Source organism: Luteococcus sp. H101, from assembly GCF_038433155.1.
Taxonomy (GTDB): domain Bacteria; phylum Actinomycetota; class Actinomycetes; order Propionibacteriales; family Propionibacteriaceae; genus Luteococcus.
The window spans coordinates 19,804-37,481 of sequence record NZ_JBCDMW010000005.1 but is presented as its reverse complement, the minus strand read 5'-3'; the positions used below and the strand labels follow the sequence as shown (position 1 = coordinate 37,481).

General features: G+C 70.4%; 19 protein-coding genes and 1 pseudogene. 5 read left to right on the top strand and 15 right to left on the bottom strand.

Going from position 1 to position 17,678, the window contains the following annotated elements; all coding sequences use genetic code 11:
* Position 1: 1 nt before the first annotated feature.
* On the bottom strand, positions 2 to 463 hold the full coding sequence (locus tag AAEX60_RS01300; protein ID WP_342100545.1) for a MarR family winged helix-turn-helix transcriptional regulator: 462 nt from the start codon (positions 461 to 463) through the stop codon (positions 2 to 4).
* 198 nt (positions 464 to 661) lie between these two features.
* Between AAEX60_RS01300 and AAEX60_RS01295 the strand changes: the two genes are divergently transcribed.
* From AAEX60_RS01295 to AAEX60_RS01285, 3 genes are all read left to right on the top strand, one after another.
* Positions 662 to 2,701 carry an MMPL family transporter gene (locus AAEX60_RS01295; RefSeq protein WP_342100542.1) on the top strand — a complete coding sequence of 680 codons (2,040 nt, stop codon included), beginning with the start codon at positions 662 to 664 and terminating at the stop codon, positions 2,699 to 2,701.
* Positions 2,702 to 2,864: 163 nt separating this feature from the next.
* On the top strand, positions 2,865 to 3,257 hold the full coding sequence (locus AAEX60_RS01290; RefSeq protein ID WP_342100541.1) for a hypothetical protein: 393 nt from the start codon (positions 2,865 to 2,867) through the stop codon (positions 3,255 to 3,257).
* On the top strand, positions 3,257 to 4,039 hold the full coding sequence (locus tag AAEX60_RS01285; RefSeq protein WP_342100539.1) for a fructosamine kinase family protein: 783 nt from the start codon (positions 3,257 to 3,259) through the stop codon (positions 4,037 to 4,039). Before AAEX60_RS01290 ends, AAEX60_RS01285 begins: the two co-directional genes overlap by 1 nt.
* 268 nt (positions 4,040 to 4,307) lie before the next feature.
* Here the strand turns inward: AAEX60_RS01285 and AAEX60_RS01280 are convergent, their stop codons facing one another.
* Complete coding sequence (locus AAEX60_RS01280) at positions 4,308 to 4,862, bottom strand: NADPH-dependent FMN reductase (RefSeq protein ID WP_342100537.1); 555 nt, start codon at positions 4,860 to 4,862, stop codon at positions 4,308 to 4,310.
* Positions 4,863 to 4,939: 77 nt separating this feature from the next.
* On the opposite strand from AAEX60_RS01280, the gene AAEX60_RS01275 reads away from it, so the two are divergent.
* Positions 4,940 to 5,632 carry an SGNH/GDSL hydrolase family protein gene (locus AAEX60_RS01275; protein ID WP_342100535.1) on the top strand — a complete coding sequence of 231 codons (693 nt, stop codon included), beginning with the start codon at positions 4,940 to 4,942 and terminating at the stop codon, positions 5,630 to 5,632.
* 30 nt (positions 5,633 to 5,662) lie between these two features.
* On the opposite strand, the gene AAEX60_RS01270 is transcribed toward AAEX60_RS01275, so the two are convergent.
* From AAEX60_RS01270 to AAEX60_RS01230, 9 genes and pseudogenes are all read right to left on the bottom strand, one after another.
* Positions 5,663 to 5,953, bottom strand: coding sequence for a hypothetical protein (locus AAEX60_RS01270; protein WP_342100534.1), 291 nt, complete (start codon positions 5,951 to 5,953; stop codon positions 5,663 to 5,665).
* Complete coding sequence (locus AAEX60_RS01265; RefSeq protein WP_342100533.1) at positions 5,934 to 6,377, bottom strand: hypothetical protein; 444 nt, start codon at positions 6,375 to 6,377, stop codon at positions 5,934 to 5,936. Before AAEX60_RS01265 ends, AAEX60_RS01270 begins: the two co-directional genes overlap by 20 nt.
* Before the next feature lie 3 nt (positions 6,378 to 6,380).
* Positions 6,381 to 9,542, bottom strand: a complete 3,162-nt coding sequence (locus AAEX60_RS01260) for a LysM peptidoglycan-binding domain-containing protein (protein WP_342100530.1) — start codon at positions 9,540 to 9,542, stop codon at positions 6,381 to 6,383.
* Positions 9,539 to 10,000: a TadE/TadG family type IV pilus assembly protein gene (locus tag AAEX60_RS01255; RefSeq protein ID WP_342100528.1), complete on the bottom strand. Its 462-nt coding sequence runs from the start codon at positions 9,998 to 10,000 to the stop codon at positions 9,539 to 9,541. Before AAEX60_RS01255 ends, AAEX60_RS01260 begins: the two co-directional genes overlap by 4 nt.
* Positions 10,001 to 10,016: 16 nt before the next feature.
* Positions 10,017 to 10,292, bottom strand: a complete 276-nt coding sequence (locus AAEX60_RS01250) for a hypothetical protein (RefSeq protein ID WP_446721228.1) — start codon at positions 10,290 to 10,292, stop codon at positions 10,017 to 10,019.
* 97 nt (positions 10,293 to 10,389) lie between these two features.
* Positions 10,390 to 10,623 (bottom strand): hypothetical protein, encoded by a 234-nt coding sequence (locus AAEX60_RS01245; protein ID WP_342100525.1) that lies wholly within the window; start codon positions 10,621 to 10,623, stop codon positions 10,390 to 10,392.
* A gap of 94 nt (positions 10,624 to 10,717) precedes the next feature.
* A complete protein-coding gene (locus tag AAEX60_RS01240; protein WP_342100524.1) occupies positions 10,718 to 11,641 on the bottom strand; it encodes a hypothetical protein in 924 nt (307 codons plus the stop codon).
* A complete protein-coding gene (locus AAEX60_RS01235; RefSeq protein WP_342100522.1) occupies positions 11,634 to 12,521 on the bottom strand; it encodes a type II secretion system F family protein in 888 nt (295 codons plus the stop codon). Before AAEX60_RS01235 ends, AAEX60_RS01240 begins: the two co-directional genes overlap by 8 nt.
* Positions 12,518 to 12,883: pseudogene (locus AAEX60_RS01230) on the bottom strand (CpaF family protein); the annotation flags it as partial. The gene AAEX60_RS01235 and the pseudogene AAEX60_RS01230, both read right to left, overlap by 4 nt.
* A gap of 44 nt (positions 12,884 to 12,927) precedes the next feature.
* On the opposite strand from AAEX60_RS01230, the gene AAEX60_RS01225 reads away from it, so the two are divergent.
* Positions 12,928 to 14,346: a recombinase family protein gene (locus AAEX60_RS01225; RefSeq protein ID WP_342100521.1), complete on the top strand. Its 1,419-nt coding sequence runs from the start codon at positions 12,928 to 12,930 to the stop codon at positions 14,344 to 14,346.
* Between the two features lie 70 nt (positions 14,347 to 14,416).
* On the opposite strand, the gene AAEX60_RS01220 is transcribed toward AAEX60_RS01225, so the two are convergent.
* The 4 genes from AAEX60_RS01220 to AAEX60_RS01205 form a co-directional block, all read right to left on the bottom strand.
* Positions 14,417 to 15,265, bottom strand: coding sequence for a P63C domain-containing protein (locus AAEX60_RS01220; RefSeq protein WP_342100519.1), 849 nt, complete (start codon positions 15,263 to 15,265; stop codon positions 14,417 to 14,419).
* A gap of 227 nt (positions 15,266 to 15,492) precedes the next feature.
* Positions 15,493 to 15,654: a hypothetical protein gene (locus AAEX60_RS01215; protein ID WP_342100516.1), complete on the bottom strand. Its 162-nt coding sequence runs from the start codon at positions 15,652 to 15,654 to the stop codon at positions 15,493 to 15,495.
* A gap of 24 nt (positions 15,655 to 15,678) precedes the next feature.
* Entirely contained in the window at positions 15,679 to 16,923 is a 1,245-nt protein-coding gene (locus AAEX60_RS01210; RefSeq protein WP_342100514.1) for a tyrosine-type recombinase/integrase, read from the bottom strand.
* On the bottom strand, positions 16,920 to 17,429 hold the full coding sequence (locus tag AAEX60_RS01205) for a helix-turn-helix domain-containing protein (RefSeq protein ID WP_342100512.1): 510 nt from the start codon (positions 17,427 to 17,429) through the stop codon (positions 16,920 to 16,922). Before AAEX60_RS01205 ends, AAEX60_RS01210 begins: the two co-directional genes overlap by 4 nt.
* Between the last annotated feature and the right edge of the window lie 249 nt (positions 17,430 to 17,678).

Below are 17,678 nucleotides of genomic sequence, written 5' to 3'. Positions count from 1 at the left end.
CTCACATCACGGAACGCATCGCGTCGGTGGCCTGGCGCAGGAAGCGGGTGACCACGGCACGCTCCTCCTCGGACAGTTCGGTATCGGCCTGGGCCAGCCCGCGGAACATCGGCGCCAACAGGGCCACCACCTCCGCCCGGCCGGACTCGGTCAGGTCAATCTGGGTGCGCCGCCGGTCGCTGGGGTGGGGACGGCGCTCCACGTGCCCCCGCGCCTCCAGCCGGTCCACGATCCCGGTGGCCGCGGCCGAGGTCACGCCCAGCACCCGCCCCAGCTCCGCGGGGCCGATGTCGTCCTTCATCAGGTGCCGCAGGGAGTGCAGTTCGCTCTCGGAGAGCCGGGCCCGACGGGCGACGGCGGGCATCGAAGCTGCCGCCACCTGGACCAGGTCATCCAGGGCCTCCAGGGCGGAGGATCGCTCCCACCCCGGCACGGCCGCGCGCACGGCCTGATGGCCCTTCACGCCCATCGCTGCTCCTCCCGCACACCCCTGGGGGTGTGTTCCTTCTCCCTGCGGCCCATCACGCTGGCCGGTGATGCTGCACATCATCCCACCGACGGGCGCCCTCTGGTCATCTCCAACCCGTCGCTTGTCCAGATCCGGACCATGTGCTTAAGCTTACTAGTAATTAGTTTGATTAATGTTTTTCCGGAGGAACGCATGTCCACCACCACCAGCCCCCGTCGGGCCCAGCAACCCTGGGTACGCCGCCACCTCTCGTCGCTGCTCTCCCTGGCCCTGCTGCTGGTGGGCCTGGCAGTGATCGGCGGCCTGGGGACCGCCACCTCCCACCGCACCGGGCTGGACCAGCTGCCCGAGGGCAGCGACTCGGCCGCCCTGGTCAAGGCCCAGGAATCCCTCCCGGACAAGGACTCCAGCGCGGCGATCGTGCTGTTCAGCAGCGAGCAGAAACTCTCCGGGCAGGCCATGGGGGTGATCGGCAAGAAGGCGGCCGAGCTCACCGGCTCCCCCAAGGCCCCCATGGTCCCCAGCCAGGACGGCACCGCGGTCTTCGTCCCGGTGACCGTGGACGGCGTGTCCGCGCCGGAGCTGAAGGGCGGCGTCGGCGACCTGCGGGAGCGGGCCAAGCAGGGGCTGCCGGACGGGGTGACCGCCCAGGTGACCGGCCCCGCCGCGATCCAGACCGATCTGGGCGCGGTCTTCGACGGGGCGAATGTCAAGCTGCTGACCACCACCGCCCTGGTGGTCGCGATCCTGCTGGTGGTCACCTACCGCTCGCCGTGGCTGTGGCTGGTGCCGCTGGCCGTGGTGGGCGTGGCCGACCGGCTGGCGACGGTGCTGGCCACCCAGGCGCTGAACCGCTTCAACCTGGCCTGGGACGAGTCCACCACCGGCATCCTGTCCGTGCTCGTCTTCGGCGCCGGCACCGACTACGCGCTGCTGCTGATCTCCCGTTACCGCGACGAGCTGCGCCGCCACTCCAGCCGACACGACGCCATGCGGGTGGCCGCCCGGCGCACCGTGGAACCCGTCGTGGCCAGCGCGTCGACGGTCTTTGTCGGCCTGCTGACCCTGCTGCTCTCGGCCTTCCCGGCCACCCGCGGTCTGGGCGTGGCCTGCGCGGTGGGCGTGGTGGTGGCCGCCGGCTTCGTGCTGACGGTGCTGCCGGGCGCGCTGGTCGCCTTCGGACGGTGGATCTTCTGGCCGCGCAAGCCGGTGGTGGGCGAGGCGTCGGCCACGGAGAGTGACTCCATCTGGGCGCGGGTCGGACACTTCGTCAAGGGCCGCCCGGCCACGGTGGCCATCGCCTCCACCGTGTTGCTCACCCTGGCCGCGTTGGGGATCGGCTCGATCCGGCTGGGGCTGAGCGATGCCGACCAGTTCCTGAAGAAGCCGGAGGCCATCGTCGCCGCGGACCGGCTGGCCCGCTCCTACCCCGCCGGCTCGGCCAACCCGATCCTGGTCACCACCCCTACCGCCCAGGTGGGGCGAGTCACCGCGCAGCTCAAGGGCGTCGACGGGGTGAACAGCGTCCGGCCGTCGGCCGCCGGAGCTCAGGTGACCGAGCTGCAGGTGGTGACCGACGACCAACCGGGCAGCGCCGCGGCCGAGCAGCGGGTGCGCCTGGTGCGCGACTCCGTCCAGGGTCTGCCGGACACCCATGTGGGCGGCAGCGAGGCCCAACGCGTGGACAAGGCCGAAGGGAATGCGCATGACCGCAAGCTGATCTTCCCCGTGGTGCTGGGCCTGGTCTTCGCCGCCCTGGTGCTGCTGCTGCGCTCCGTGGTGGCGCCGGTGATCCTGGTGGGCACGGTGCTGCTGACCTATGTGGCGGCCCTTGGCCTGGGGTGGTGGGCCTTCACCGGAGTGCTCGGCTTCGACCGGATGGACGGCCAGGTGCCGCTCTACGCCTTCGTCTTCCTGGTGGCGCTGGGCGTGGACTACAACATCTTCCTGGTCACCCGGGCCCGGGAGGAGGCCGGCGAGCACGGCTCGCGCGACGGGATGCTGCGCGCCCTGGCGGCCACCGGCGGCGTGATCACCAGCGCCGGGATCCTGCTGGCCTCGGTCTTCGCGGTACTGGGGGTGCTGCCGCTGGTGGTGCTGGCCCAGCTGGGCGTGGTGATCTTCATCGGCGTGCTACTGGACACCCTGGTGGTGCGCACGGTGCTGGTGCCCGCCCTGGCCCTGCTCCTGGGCCGCACCTTCTGGTGGCCCCGGAAGCTGCCGCGCGGCTGATTCATCACGCGCAGTGATTCATCACGCCAGCTGAATGTTTGGTGATGTTCGGCGGACAGTGCGTCCATGAATTCACCATTGTCTTCAGCGGAGCTACAGACGCGGCAGAATGAGGGGCACTCCCGAAACCCAGCGCGGGAGGTGGCGAACCTAGGATGGACACATGATCGAGTCGCGCGACCATGCAGTCGTCGAGCCCCTGGCCGACGGCGGGCAGCGCGACGTCGAATGGGTCCGTCCGCTGGCCCCCCGCTTCATCCCCGTGGCCCTGGCGGTGATCACCGCGCTGCTCTTCGGCGTCGGGTGCACCCTGCTGGGACTCTCCTTCTCCAAGCTTGCCCAGCCCTGCCCGGCCGGCTGCACGGCGTGGTCCCGGGAACGGCTGGCACTGACCCTGATGACCACCGGCCCCGGCGTGATCAGCGTCGCATCCAGCCTGACCACACTCTGGCGGGTCCGGGCCGGGCGCAATCAGGCCTGGCTGTGCTCGGTGCTGGGCTGCCTGGGCGCGGTGGTGTGCGTGGCACTCGGTTCGGCCCTGCTCGGGATCTTCTGATGGGCAAGCACTCCGGGCCGCGGCATGCGCTGCCGCCGGTGCAACGCTGGCGGGCCGCGGGCCTGACCTGGCTGGACGAGGCACCCGATGGGGTACGGGTGCTGGCCCGTCGGCCCCGGCCCCGGGCGGCCTCCGAACCGTCCACTGCGAAGGCGGCCGAGAAGTTTGGCCGGGCGCTGGCCCGCACCCACCTGGCGGGTGCCCCCGGCTTCGGGGCCGCTCCCCCGGGCTGGCGGGGCGACGGCTTCTTCAGCCGGGAGCCGATGCCGTTGCCGCCCGCCGACGCCCTGCCCACCAGCTGGGGCGACTTCTACGCCCGCTACCGGTTGCTGCCGGCCGCTCGCGCCGCCCTGGCCGCCGGTGGACTGGACGCCCAGTCCATGCAGCAGGTTGAGCGGTTGTGTGAGGTGCTGATGGCCGGGCAGCTCGACGATTCCCGGCCCGCCTCCCGGATCCACGGCGACCTGTGGAGCCGCAACCTGGTGCAGACCAAGCGGGGTTTCGCGCTGATCCGGCCGTCGGCGCATGGGGGCCATGCGGAGACCGACCTGGCCACCCTGGGGCTGTTCGGCGCCCCCTTCCTGGACACCATCGAGGGTGCCTGGGCCGAGGAGTACCGGCCGGTCGGCGACTGGAAGGCGCGCAGCCAGCTGCACCAGCTGCACACCATGCTGGTGCACTCGGCGCTGTTCGCCAATCCCCAGCAGCGCTCCTACTACGAGGGACGGATGCCGCACCAGGCGGGCGAGATCGCCGAGTCCTATGCCAACAAGTACCGCTGAGCCGGCCGAGCCAACCCTGCCCTGACCTGCCCTGCCGAGGGTCAACTCGTGGCGACGGCCGGACGGCGCCGGCGGGTCCAGCCGGGCCACCACCCCGCCAGCCGTGGCGTCGGTCACGCGTACGGCGCCCAGGCCGCGGCCGTCGGCAGTGGCCGGCACAGTGGTCCGGCTGTGCTGGTCCGGATGGGCTGGTCAGGGCGGCCGTTCCTGTGCCGGGTCTGTTGGCGCGGCATGTGGACGTGGCCGCGGGCGGTTGCGACCTGGTCTTTCAGCGCAGGGTGGCCATGGCCTTCGCAGCCGGCACCAGGGTGTCGAACAGGTCCTTCACCTCGGCGGTGCGACGCTCGTTGGGGGCGAAGCCCTCGTCGTTCACCTCGGTGAAGATGTTGATGGTGACGGCATTGCGGATGTCGTAGATGTTGAAGTTGGCCAGAATGGTGCGCCAGTTCTCCACAGCCCGCACGCCGCCGTCCGCGCCGTAGGCGACGAAGCCGACGGCCTTCTTCATCCACTCGGGACCCAGCACGTCGACGGCATTCTTGAAGGCCGCCGGGACGCCGTGGTTGTACTCCGGGGTGACGAAGACGAAGCCGTCGAACTCGTCGATCTTCTGGCTCCAGGCCTGGATCTCCGGCTCCGGGTACTGCTTCTTCAGCGCGGCCGGCGGCACCGGGCTGGTCATGAAGGGCAGGTTGTAGTCGGCCAGGTCCACCAGCTCGGCGGTGGCGTCCTGGCGGCCCTCCGCCTGGGCGGCCACCCAGGCACCGATGTGCTTGCCGACGCGGTTCTGCCGGGTGCTACCGACGATGATGCCGATCTTCATGCTGCTCCTTGGTTGAAGTTTCCACTGTTCCAACGGGCTCGGTGGGGGCGGATATTCCGGCTGGTTATGGTTTTCCCATGGGAGCTTGGATGGGGCTGTTGCGGCCCGTCGCCGTCCGGCAGGGCGAACGCAGCATTGGACGGCTGACGGAACTGCCCCTGCCCGACGGGCCTCCGCACGGCCTGGTTTCCGCTGACGGGTCCGGCCGGGAACGGTTGGGGCTGGTGGTGCTGGGCGACGAGACGGCCCTGGGCGTCGGCGGCCCGCCACTCGACGAAGGCCTGCCCGGTCTGGTGTCGCGGGAACTGGCCCGACGCGAGGGCCGTGACGTGCTGTGGCAGGTGGTGGGCGAGCGCGATGCCACCGTGCTGGGACTGCACCATCGGCTGCTGCCCCAGGTCTCCCCGGCCACCGAGGTGGCAGTCCTGATGGTGGGGATGCATGACCTGTTGGCCCGCCGCAGCGTGCGCGAGTGGCGCACCGAACTGGCTTCCTCGCTGGACCTGCTGGCCCGGGTACCGCGGGTGCTGGTGTGTGGTTGTCCACCGCTGCACCGTGCCCCACTGCTGGGCTGGCCGTTGACCGGGCTGCTGGAGCGCGAGGCCGCTGCCCTGGATGCGGTCAGCCGGGAGCTGTGCGACGAGCGGGGCCGGGACTTCGTCGGCCTGCCGGACCGTGACGATTCACCGGCGAGCTTTGCCAGCGATGGCCTGCATCCCGGCCCCGACGGGTATCGGCAGCGCGCGGAGGCGATCATCCGGGCACTCTGAGGGGTGCTGCGGACCTTTCGACGGTGAGGCTCAGGCGGCGACGGTGTGCTTGGCGCGGTGCTTGGCCACCCAGCCCAGGGTGCGCTGCGTCAGCTCCTCGTCCCACCACCAGTTGATGGCGGCCTCGGCCTGGTCCAGCAGGGCGGTGCTGATCGGGACGTCACTGAGCAGGCTGAACTGCAGCATGTCGTCGACGGCCATGTAGACGTCGGCATCACAGGACAGCTCGCTGTGGATGATGGCCCGAGCCCCAACCTCGAGCCGTGGATACACGTCCCGGAGCATGGTGGCCAGGAGGGCGTCAACCGGATCGTCGGTCACGTCGGTTCCATCCTTCCTCATCACACCGCTGGTGCTGCAAGGGTACCTCGCGCCACCCGCTCGGCAGGTTCAACCGGACTCCCACCCCGCACACCGGGAAGCACGCCCGGAAGCTGCGGAAACCCGGACCATGGGCCGTGACCTCCACCAGGACCTGATCCACCAGCCGTCGCGCGATCCTCCGGTCACCCCAGACGGTCCACGCATCCGGATCACACCAGGTGAGCACCAATGCCCGGGTGACCTGGTCCAGGCCCCAGCTGGCGGGGAACTCCGTCTTGCCCGGCCAGCCGCGGCCCGCCCGGTGCCCGCCCTTCTGTTCGGCGATGCCATTGCGGCGTACCGCAATGTGGCCCGCCATCGTCTTGCGCTGCGCGGCCGGCGTCCACCAGTCCGGGACGACCCACTCGTCGGAGGGGTTCATGCGTCAGGCGAGCTGCGAACGTCGTCGGCCCTCCATCACCTCCTGCATCAGGTCCACCGTCTCGGGATCCAGATCCACGCCCACATTGCGGGCCTGCCGGGTCATCTGCAGCACCATCCGCTCCACCTCGGGCTGGTTGCCGGCCAGGTGCTCGGTGCGGAGCCGGGCGCACATCAGCAGCTCGTCGCCGGCGCAGGCGCGCAGCGCCCGGTTCGCGGCCCAGCGGGCCAGCTCGGTGTCCCCGTCGTCCAAGGCACGTTCGGCCAGCACCACCCCGATGTCGCGGACCACCGAGGCCATGTCGGTCCGCACCTCCTCCGCCCACAACCATTGACCGGGGGCGGCGTCGGCCAGGGGTGCTCCCCGGACCAGTTTCAGGGCGTCCACCAGGGCGTCGGTGGAGCTGCGGTTCACCCCGCGGGCCACCAACAGTTGCAGCTCCTCCCAGTCGGTGGTGACGGCCGGGTGCAGCTGGATCCGGCCGGAGTAGGCGTCGGGCAGGTAGAGCTCACCGTTCGGGTCGGTACCCAGCCAATTGCGCAGCCGGCTCATGTTGGAGCGACGGGTGCTCTCGGCCACCATCAGCTCGCGCGACATCAGGCTCGCGGTGCGGCCGGGGTTGAGCTGGATCCAGGTGCAGTACTCGATGCACTGCAGCCTGGCCCGGTTGGGCTGCTCCCCGCGACAGCCGTGCAGCTCAAGCGGTCCGAGCAGCAGCAGGGTGGGATGGGGGTAGGCCGTGGGGTCCACTGGCTCCTCCTGTTCTGGGCCAGGCGTGGTCCGGCGCCGCTCCAGCAGCGCGAGGTTGGGGGGCAGGTCGTCGTCCGGGCTCCACCAGGGCGCGGGCGTGGTGGCCAGCGACGACGTCGTCTGGCACAGCTCCAGCACGGCGCGGCGCGCGCTGGCGTCCATCAGGTGCGGGGTGAAGGGCTGGCCGCTGGAGCAGACCCGGGCGTGCTCGGCATCCGGCAGCTCCACCATTTCCCCGCAGTCGAGCACCTCGTCGGCGGCCGCCAGCACGCTGATCCCCACCGGGGACCCGGCCAGCGCGCGCACTACCCGCTGCCACTCGGCTGGCCCCAGACGGTGGGCGAAGACGAAGACGTGGGGTGCCCACGCCTCCCACCGGTCGGGATCGGCCCGCAGGCCAGCCAGATCCGGCACCGGCTGGCGAGCACGTCGCAGACCAGGGTGATCGTCCAGCCCGGCCAGCGCGGCCCGGCCCAATGCCACCCGACGGGCCGCAACCACCCGTTCCAGATGGGTCAGCCCCGCCTCCGGCTCGGGCAGGACCTGCACCTGCGGCTCGTCCAGACTGGCCAGCCAGGGCAGTTCCCCCACCACCGTGACCCGACACTCGGCTGACCACGGCTGCAGCACCAGACCGGTGGTCAGCGCCGCCACCGCCCCGTCCACGACGTCGCGGTCTCCGATCAGCAGGGTGGTGCCGCTGGCCTCAAGCTGGTGCAGCACCGGCTGCCCGTCCGGGTCGGTTCCCAACAGCACGTCGGTCAGTTCGGCCTCGGCCGGCGGCTCGGGCGCCCGGGAGGCCGACCGCCCCAGCGCGGCCTCGAAGCGCAGGCTCTCCGGCGGGGGCAGCGGGATCCGGCGGCCCGGCCGACGTTGGGCCAGTTGGCTGCGGCGACGAACGGCCAGGGCCCCGGCCAAGGCCGCGGCCAGCAGGCTCCCCAGCCCCACCACCAGTTCGGCCCCGGGCTCCGACTCCCCGGTGGCCGGCAGCTGCGCCGCCTGGCCCGACATCGGCTGCCCATCGGCGCCGGCCCCTCCCGTCGGCTGGGGCGCGGCGGCGGTCTCCGGCGGCACCTCTGAGGCCGGCGACGCGCTGGCGCCCGCGGGACTTGCGTCGGCGTCGTCCCTGGCCCCGGTCTCCCCCGGTTCCGACTGGGCGAAACTTGTCTCGGCGGGACTGGCCTGCGCGGGACTGGTCTGCACAGGACTGGTCCGGGGGGAGTTGGTCGCACTGGGACTCGTACCGGCGGGGCTCTCCCCGGCCGACCCCGGGGGTCGCGCGGTGGCCCCGGCGGGGATGCCCTGGCCACCCACTCCCCCTTGGTCTGATGGGGCCGGTTCGGTCTGATCCCCCGGTGGGGCCGGGGTGGCTGGGGCTCCGGGTGTGGCCGGGGCGGCTGGGGCTGCGGGTGTGGCCGGATGTCCGGGGCGCGACGGAAGGCGCAGTGTCCACCCGGGGTGGATCAGGTCGGGATCCTGGATCTGGTCATTGAGGGCCACGATCTCCGGCCATCGGCCGGCATCGCCCAGATGCCGTTCGGCCAGCTCACTCAGGCTGTCGCCCGGCCGCACCCTCACCTCGGCAGGCGTTCGCGGCCGCGACGGCGACGGGCTCTGGGCACCCGGTCCGGGGGCGGCCTGACGCGCAGTGGCCTGGACGCCGGTGGCCTGGTCAGTGCCGTGGCCCGGGGCGGCTCCCGTGCGCTCCTGTGGTGCCAGCCCCGTCAGCCGCAGGTCCAGACCGACGGGCAGGATCTCGGCCGGGTCCAGGCGGTTGTCCCGGGCGATCCGACGCCACTGGGTGCCATCACCGTAGAAGCGCTCCGCGATGCTCCACAGGTCGTCCCCCGTCGTCACCCGGTACAGCGTGGCAGGCTGCGTGGCCTTCTCCGGGCCCGGCTGCCCCGGCCGCTCAACGCCACCACCGACGCCGCCGGGGCCGTCGTGGGGTGCGGCATTCGCTGCTCTCGGTTCCTCGGTCGGGGCGGCCTCCGGGTGGCCGGCGGCCGCCGGAGCGCCCACCGAGTGGGCCGCCCGGTCGGGCGCCGCAGACTCCGCCCGCGCCACCCCGGGGCCGGCCGGGAGCATCGCCATGGAGGCCACCGCCATCACCAGGGCAGCAATGGTTGGTTGCGCCCAACCGCCACCGGGCACCCGGATCCGGATCCGGCCGCGGCTTGCCACCCGGGCCACCTCGGCCAGCACCGTGCCGGTCACCACCAGCCAGGCCAGCCAGCCCACCACCGTCATCAGCAGGAGCAGCAGCCCGCCCGTGTCCGGCACCACCAGGAGCGCATCCCAGGACAGACCGGACAGGGCGTCGAAGCGACCCAGGCGGAGCAGGGCCAGCGGCGCTGCGATCACCAGCCCGACCAGCACCAGCAGGGAACCGATGCCCTTCAAGAACCTCGTCATGGTTGCCTCTCCCGGAATGTGTCCATGGTGTGCCTGCCCTCACCCCGCACCTCCCACTGGCCGGGCAGTCCCGGCGTCAGCAGGTCGGCCAGCGAGACGGTGCAGGCGATGTCCACCCGAACCTCACCCCGTTCCCCCGGGGGTCGGGCGAAGTCCGCGACATCCACCTCCACGGCCGCACCCCGGCAGGGCAGGTCCAGCGAGTCCAGATTGGCCCGCGCGACGGCCTCGGCCCGGCCCCGGGCCACCGAGCCGCTGCGTTCCACGGTGGCGGCGCGGGCCGCGGAACTGGCGGCGTCAGTGACCTGGGTGCGGGCGGACCACAGCCGCCAACCGGCCACGATGGTGCCGAGCACCAGCATCAGCAGGGGAACGATCAGCACCACCTCCACCGCCACCGCACCACGCTCCGAACCGCCCGTCGCTCCCCCGAGGCGGCCCCGCCACCCGCCGGTCATGGGCCCTCCCGGGGCATCACGGCCTGCGCCTTGACCGTGCTCCGGCCCGGCCCGAAGAAGGAGTCCACCCGTCCGCTGACCTGCACGCTGACCTCGGTGGCACCACCGCCGATGGCGACGCTGACCTCACGCAGCCCCGCCTGCTCGGCGACCTCCCGGGCCACCCGCTCCCCGGACCCGCCACCATCACCCGCCAGGGCCGCGGTCTCGGCACCGGCCAGGGCGGCATGGCGGCCACGCTGCGGCCGTGCAGCCAGATGCCGGACTGGATCAGGCCCAGGATGGCCAGCATCACCAGCGGCATCAGCACTGCCCACTGCAGCGAGTCGGACAGGCCGCGCTGGTTCCGCGGCCGTCGGGGTGGGAGGAGGACGGACATCACGGCCGGCTCACTTGGGCATGTTCTTGTTCACATAGGCGGTGACGGCGGTGATCACCAGGCCGGCGACCACCACGGCGCCGGCCAGCAGCACCGCATTCTCGGTGGACTGGGACAGCCCCCGCTCGTCGCGACGCGGCAGTGGCGCGGTCAGGCTGACCACCAGACCGACCAGCAGGGCGAGCGGCCCGCCCCGGTGCTCTTCGGACCGAACGCTCAGGACCTGGTTGGGAGTGGGGTTCATCGGACTTCCTTTCGTCTCATCAGCAGTATGTGCACGGCGTGTCACTCATCCACAGGCCCATGCAAACCTGTGGAAAACTTGGGGGTTGGGCTGCTCACGGGGCCACCCCGAGCAGCTTCAGGACCGGCGGGGTGAGGAAGACCAGACCGAAGATCATCGACGGAATAACCATCCATAAGGTCATTCGCTCCGAGACCTGGTGCGCGGCGAGCTTCTCGGCCAACAGGTGGGCGTCGCGCAACTCCCGCACCCGGGCGCGCAACGTCTCGGAGAGCGCGGCGCCCTGCTCGTCCAGCCGCATCACGTCGGCGATGTCCGCGATTTCGGGAACCTCAAGTTCCTGCGCCAGCCGGTGCAGTTCCTGCCAGGGTGGCCGCTGCTCCAGCCGGGCCCGCTCCAGGGCGGTGCGCAGCCGCAGGAAGAGCGGCACGTCGGACAGGCTGGCGGCCGACATCATGGCCTGCGCGGCCGAGGCATTGGCCAGCCGCTCCAGGGTGACCAGGTCGAAGAAGGTGAACAGGGCCTCGCCCGCGTCGGCGCGCAGCGTCCGGTCCGAGCGGCGCAGGCCGATCTCCGGCCAGAACCAGCCCAACGCGGCCAGTCCCAGGCTCGCGGCCATGGGCACCGGTGTGACCAGCCGGCCGAAACCCTGCAGCACGGCGGTGAACATCAGCGGGCTGACCAGCCCCACCGTGAACAGGATCAGCTTCTCGGCAAAGAAGTCCCCGATGGAGCGGCCTCGCAGGCCAAGCGCCCGTCGGTTGCGGTCCGACAAGGGCAGATGCAGCCGGGTGAAGGCCCAGGCTCCCAGCCGGCTGGCCAGGTCACCGTCGCTGCCCGCCGGCTCGTTGCGCACCGACGATGGCCCCGGGCCGTCGGGCACCGCCCCACTCGAGAGCAGGTCCAGGGCGTCGGCCAGCCGGACCGTGCGGCCCCGCACCCCGGTGATCGCCAGGAAGAGCCCGGTGGCCACCAGGATTCCGCTGGCCACCACCCACAGCAGGATCGGGTCACGCATCGGCCACCCCCAGGGGCTGGGTGGGGCGGCGTCGGATGATTCGCTCCCGACGCCGCGGAATGGTCATCCGGCGCATCGCCAACAGGGACCCGGCGTAGGCCAGCAGCTGGCCGAGCATCAGGACCTGACCGATCGGCGTGCGGTAGGCCCGGAAGAAGGACGGCTGCAGCAGCAGGGCCAGGGTGATCGCCACCAGGCTGATCATCGTCACCTGGCGCACCACGACGCGTGGTTTGGCCCGCTCCGCCTCGATCTCCCGCAATGCCCGCAGCCGCGCCTGGATGGATTCGGCCAGTTCGGTGAGGATCGCGGTGGCCCCGACGCCGCCCCGTTCCGCCGCCAGGATCAGCGACGCCAGCACCGCGTCCGCGTCCGCGCTGTCCAAGTCATCGGCCAGGGCCACCAGCGACTCCCTGGTGGTCCACCGGGCATCCAGGCGCGCCACCATCACCTGGACCGGGCCCCGGATCTGCTCGGGGGCCTGGGGTGCGGTGGCCCGGATCGCGTCGGTGACGGACTTCCCGGTGGGTAGCGACGCCGCCAGCCCCCGAACCCAGCGGTCCAGGGCCTCCAGGATCACGAGGTCCCGGTTGCTCGGCTCGGACAGCAGGGCCGGTAGACCGATCACCACCAGCGGGACGGCCACCAGCAGCAGTGCCCAGCCGGTGACCAGGAAGGCCACCACGGCCCCGGCAAGGGTTCCCAACAGGTGGATCCGACGGGTCCGGGAGCAGCCGACCCACCAGTTGTCCACAGTTGTCCACAGGGGTGTGGAATTCCCTGTGGACAAGGCCCTGGGCCGCCTGCGCAGACCGTCGACGGCCAACAGCAGCCCGGCCACCAGACAGAAGGCGGACAGCCCCGCGATCACCGGGTTCACGTCGCCTTCTCGAAGGCACCGGCGAATTCGGCCAGCTCGTCGGCCAGCGCCGGGTCGGGATGCCAGACGGCGGGCTGGCTGGCGGTGGCGGCCTGGTAGATCAGGTGGGTGACCGGCCGGCCAGCCTCCAGCGCGCCGGTCAGCAACCGCACCTCCGAGACGTGGCGGCTCCTGGTGCCGCCCCGCCAGGTGTCGTCCACCAGCCGCACGTGCACCAGCAGGTGGATGTTGTGCGCAATCTGGCGATAGGCCTCGTCGATGCTGACCACCCCGCCCTGCGCCACCCGCGAGGCCAGCCGGTCCATCGTCGAGGAGGCGGAATGGGAGTGGGTGGTACTGAGGCTGCCCGCCCCCACTTGCATTTGGAACCTATGTCCAACATGGCATGCTGGCATATCCTTCCTACATGGGCAAAGCGGCGATCTACACGCGCATCAGCCGTGACCCCACCGGCGAGAAGGCCGGCGTCACTAGGCAGGAGGAGGACTGCCGCGCCAAAGCCGCTGAACTCGGCCATGACGTCGTGGCCGTCTACAGCGACAACGACACCTCCGCCTACAGCTCCACGCCCCGGCCCGGCTACAAGGCCTTGCTCAAAGCCATCGAGGACGGGCAGGTCGACGTCGTCCTCGTCTGGCACACCGACCGGCTGTACCGGCGCACCACCGACCTCGAGGGCTACATCGCCGTCTGCCAGCCGCGCTCGGTGCCCACCATCGCGTGCATGGCTGGCCCCCTCGACCTGGCCACCCCGTCCGGGCGCATGGTGGCCCGCCAGCTCGCCGCGGTCGCCCAGTACGAGTCCGAGCAGAAAGGCGAGCGGCAGAAGCGCGCCAACCTGCAACGCGCGCTGCAAGGCAGGCATTTCGGCACCCGGCGCTGCTTCGGGTACGAACCCGACGGGCTGACCATCCGCGAGACCGAGGCCGAGGCCATCCGCCGCGCCTACCAGACCATTCTGGATGGCGGCTCACTGGCAGGAATTGCCCGCGCCTGGAACGCGCAAGGCCTGGTCACGCCACAGGCAGGCAACCCGTGGACCGGCAGCATCGTCGGCCTCACCCTGCGCACCACCCGCCTGGCCGGTATCCGCTCCTACCAGCGCCAGGTGCTCACCGATGCCGACGGCAACCCGGTGCGCGGCGAATGGCCACCGGTCGTCGACCTGGACACCTGGCAGGCCGTCCAGGCCATCCTGAACAACCCGGAACGCAAGTGGCCTGCGCAGTCCCGTGGGCTGCTGTCAGGCGTGGCCAGGTGCGCTGTGTGCGACGCCGTCATCCACTCCGGCGGCACCCGCAACGGGCGGCGCCGCTACCGGTGCTCCAGCAAGGGCGGCCATGCCTACCGGGAAGCAGCCCCGATCGACGACTTCGTCACCCGCATCGTCCTGCAGTACCTCGCCCAGCCGCACGTGCTGGACCAGCTGGCACCCAGCGGCCAGCAGGCCGACACCGCCGCCATCCGGGAACAGATGGCCCAGGTCAACCAGCGCCGCGACGGCCTCGTGCAGGCCTTCACCGACGGCGACATCACGCTGCAGCAGCTGAAATCCGGCCAGCAGCGCCTGGCAGGCCAGCTGGAGGCCCTGGAGGCACAGCTGCCAGCCCTCGGCTCCCCCGCCCTGGCGAAGCTGCAGCAGGCCACCGACCCGGCACTCGTGTGGGAGGACCTGGACGAGGACGAGCGGCGCAACGTCATCGACGCCCTGCTCGTCGTCAAGATCAGGCCCGCCCGCACCAAGGAGGCCACCTACCTGGACTGGCGCCAGCGGATCCTCAACCCTGACTCCCTGGAACTGCAATGGAAGACGCCTCGAATGTGAGGAGATCCTCGGCCCCTCCGAGTCGCAGGCCGACTGGGCCACTCTGTTCGGACGGCACGATTGACACTGCTCAGAATTTGGGGTGGATGTGATCCAACTTCGTCGTGAAGTCGTCCCAAGAGTCGCTGAGTTTCATGATGGTCACGACCGAGGAGAGGTGCTCCCGGAGCTTGGGGTGTCCCTTGTCCGGAGTCAGGCCTTGATGAAACTTACGGATACGCCGCCCGGCTGATGAGCGGGGTGTTGACCGCTTCAGTTCGTCCAGCACCCCCGGCGCCAGGCGCTCGTACACGATGTCGTTGGTCAAGTTGCCGAAGTAGCTGGGTCTCCTGGACAGCGACTCGGGGCGGCCATGACCACGCAGGCGGAACATTTCCCGGTAGAAGTCATCGGGAAACGTAGGGACCCATGGCTGGAGCTCGCTTGCTACGTACTCCTCGAGGATGCGTGCCAGCGCGTTACGTTCCCTGACCTCTTGGTACCCAGTGGCTTCGTCCACTAGGGCGATGATGCCGACCTTGGCCAGGGCACGAATCAGCACTTCCGCCTGCTGGGCGACGTGCAACTGGTTGTAGGGAAGCTTGCCGGCCTCTCGCGCGGCCAGGTACGCCTCACAGACGAGCGGGAGCAGCTCCGCGTTATAACCGCTGGCACGACCTCCCGTGGGAAGCCTGAAGGTGACTGTGCCTGCGATTTCGAAGGCTCGCTCGGGAATGAAAGGCCGGATCGCCTGCCCCTGCAACACCGGTGGAAGGCCTGAATCCTCGCGTCGCGTGTTCGCCTTGCGATGCCGGCCCAGCGCTTCAAGAAAGGTCGCCTGGGTCAGTACCCGGATGCCGTCTTCAAGGACGTAGCACTCCACCTTCGCGGGCCCAATCGCGAGGGGCCGTTCGGCTGAGCCGCAGACAGCCTCCTTCATGTCCCACCGCGCTTTGGCGGCCTCCCTGCTGATCTGTGTTCGTCGTTCGGGGGTAAGGCTTCGCGCCCTGGCTACCCCGCCCTTCCTCCGGCCTGTCACGGCCTGTTGCTCTTCCCCTGCTTGAGCACGCATTGATCCTCCATGCTTGCATTTCATGCGTAGACAGTGTCGGGGATGCAAGCATTGCTCTTCACTGCTTGCATCTTTTGGTGTGGATGCTCTTCGCCTCACGCCGCACGACGGCCCCGCTTCTGCTTAGCCTCGGCCACCGCGCGCCGCAGGATGCGGCCCGCAGGTTCCGGGAGGTCCTGCGGGCCGCGGGCCACGAAGTCCGCGATCCAGTCGTCAACAGCCTTGCGCGGGTCCTTGCCGCTCCGAATGTCGCTCATGACCTTGTGCCATGCGGCGACATTTCACAGCGAGCGCGAGATCTCCCCTTCGAGGAGCCGCTGCATGCCGTCTGCCGCGCGGCGGTGCATGTCGTCGACGCGGTGCGTGTAGCGCGTGATCATGCCCAGGTGCGACCAGCCCATGACCTCCATGATGGTCACGTGCGGGGTGCCCAGCGCCACCAGCAGTGTCGCTGCCGTGTGTCGGGCATCGTGCAGGCGGATGTGCGGCACGCCCGCGTCCACCAGCAGGTCACGCCATGCCAGCTGGTCGACGCGCTGGCTGACCGGGTTGCCGTACCGGCCGGTGAACACGAAGTCCTTCTCCACCCACCGGTCCTTGGCGCGGCGTCGCTGGCGGTCCTGCACCTTGCGCTGGCGCCGCAGGTCTGCCACCACGCCTTCCGGCAAGGTGATGGTGCGCACGCTCCGGTCGGTCTTGGTTTCGGCCAGCTCATCGAGGCGACGGGCCTGCGGGCACGTCGAGGGGGTGCCTGGGCAGTCGTGCTCGACGTCGCAGCCGTGCTGCCACCTGCGCCGGTTCAGCTGGCGAGAGACGTGCATCAGGCCCTTGTCCAGGTCGATGTCCTGCCACCGCAAGCCCAAGGCCTCGCTCTGGCGCAAGCCCAGGACGAGTGCCAGTTGCCAGCGGGCGGCCTCGTCCCGCGACCGGGCCAGCGAGAGGACCTGCCGGACCTGGCCGACGGACAGTGGCACCACCTCGGGCTCCCGGGGCCGCTTCGTGCGGACCAGCTTGGCGACGTTGGTGTCGACGTGGCCGTAGCGCTCGGCCTCGGCCAGCGCAGCCGACAGCACCTTGTGCGCGTGCCGGCGCATCGCCGCGGACATCGCCGGATTGCCTTCGGAGTCAGTGGCGGTCAGCATCAGGTGGACATCCTGCGTGCTGAGCTTGTTGAGCGGGATGTTGCCGATCATGGGGACGATGTGGATCCGGCACATCGACTCGTACCCGGACAGGGTGTTGGGTCGCAGAACCTGCGTCTCGCGACTGGCCAGCAGCCACTGGTCGATCCACTGCGACACGGTGAGGTCGCGGCCACGGGGCACGGAGTTCATGCCGTGGTGCGTGACACGGTCCAGGAGCTTGCGGGCCTTGAGGGCGCATTCCTCGGAGGTGGCGCCGTAGACGTCACGCCTGCGCGGCTTGCCGGTGAGCGGGTCGGTGCCGATGGTCACCTTGGTGCGCCAGCGGCCGTCCTGCTGCAACCGGGGGATGATCTCGCCAGCCTTCGCCTTCGCGCGCTTCATCGCTGGCCACCGATCGTGCGACGCGGCTGGTGCTTGGCGATCCAGGCGTCCAGCTCGTCTCGCCGGAAGCGCGGGCGCGCAGCGGTGCCCTCCCCCAGCGTGAAGCACGGCAGCCCTTGCTTGCGCAGCCTGGTGAGTGTCGTCCTGCTCACTCCCAGATGGGTGCAGGCCTGCTTGACGGTGAACACCGTGACCTCCGGAGGGGGCGGTGCGCCGTGCTTCAAGAAGCCGTTGACAACGTCCTGGACCTCCAGGAACTGGCTCTGCAGCTCGTCGGCCACGAGCCACAGGTTGTTCAGGTTGTTGAGGGCCCCGTCGATGCGTGCCGCCAGTTCGGCCACGGAGGGAACGGGATGGTCTCCCTCCCGCCGGGCCTGGTACGCGAGGCCGTCAGGGCGGTGCACCGTATTGGCAACCCCCAGGCCCAGTTCACGCTCAATGTGGTCCAAGTGACCACGGGAGTGGGGTTGGGTGTTCTTGCCCCAACCGGTCGTGTTGCTGGTCATCTCGATGTTTCTCTCTGCCGAGGTCTCGGCTCAGTTGGGTCACGCAACCGCACCCATACGGCCCCCAGGTGGCCCGGATTGAACCATCTGTTGTGGGATGGAGCGGTTTTGCGTGAGAAGAGCCGCTTTTTCGGCCCTTCAAACCCCTGCATGGGACGGCGCGCGGCCCGTGGTCCACTCGAGTGCATGCGAGTTGATGCACCGCATTGCGCCGTGGTTCAACATCCGGCCGAACGGCGGGAAACCTGC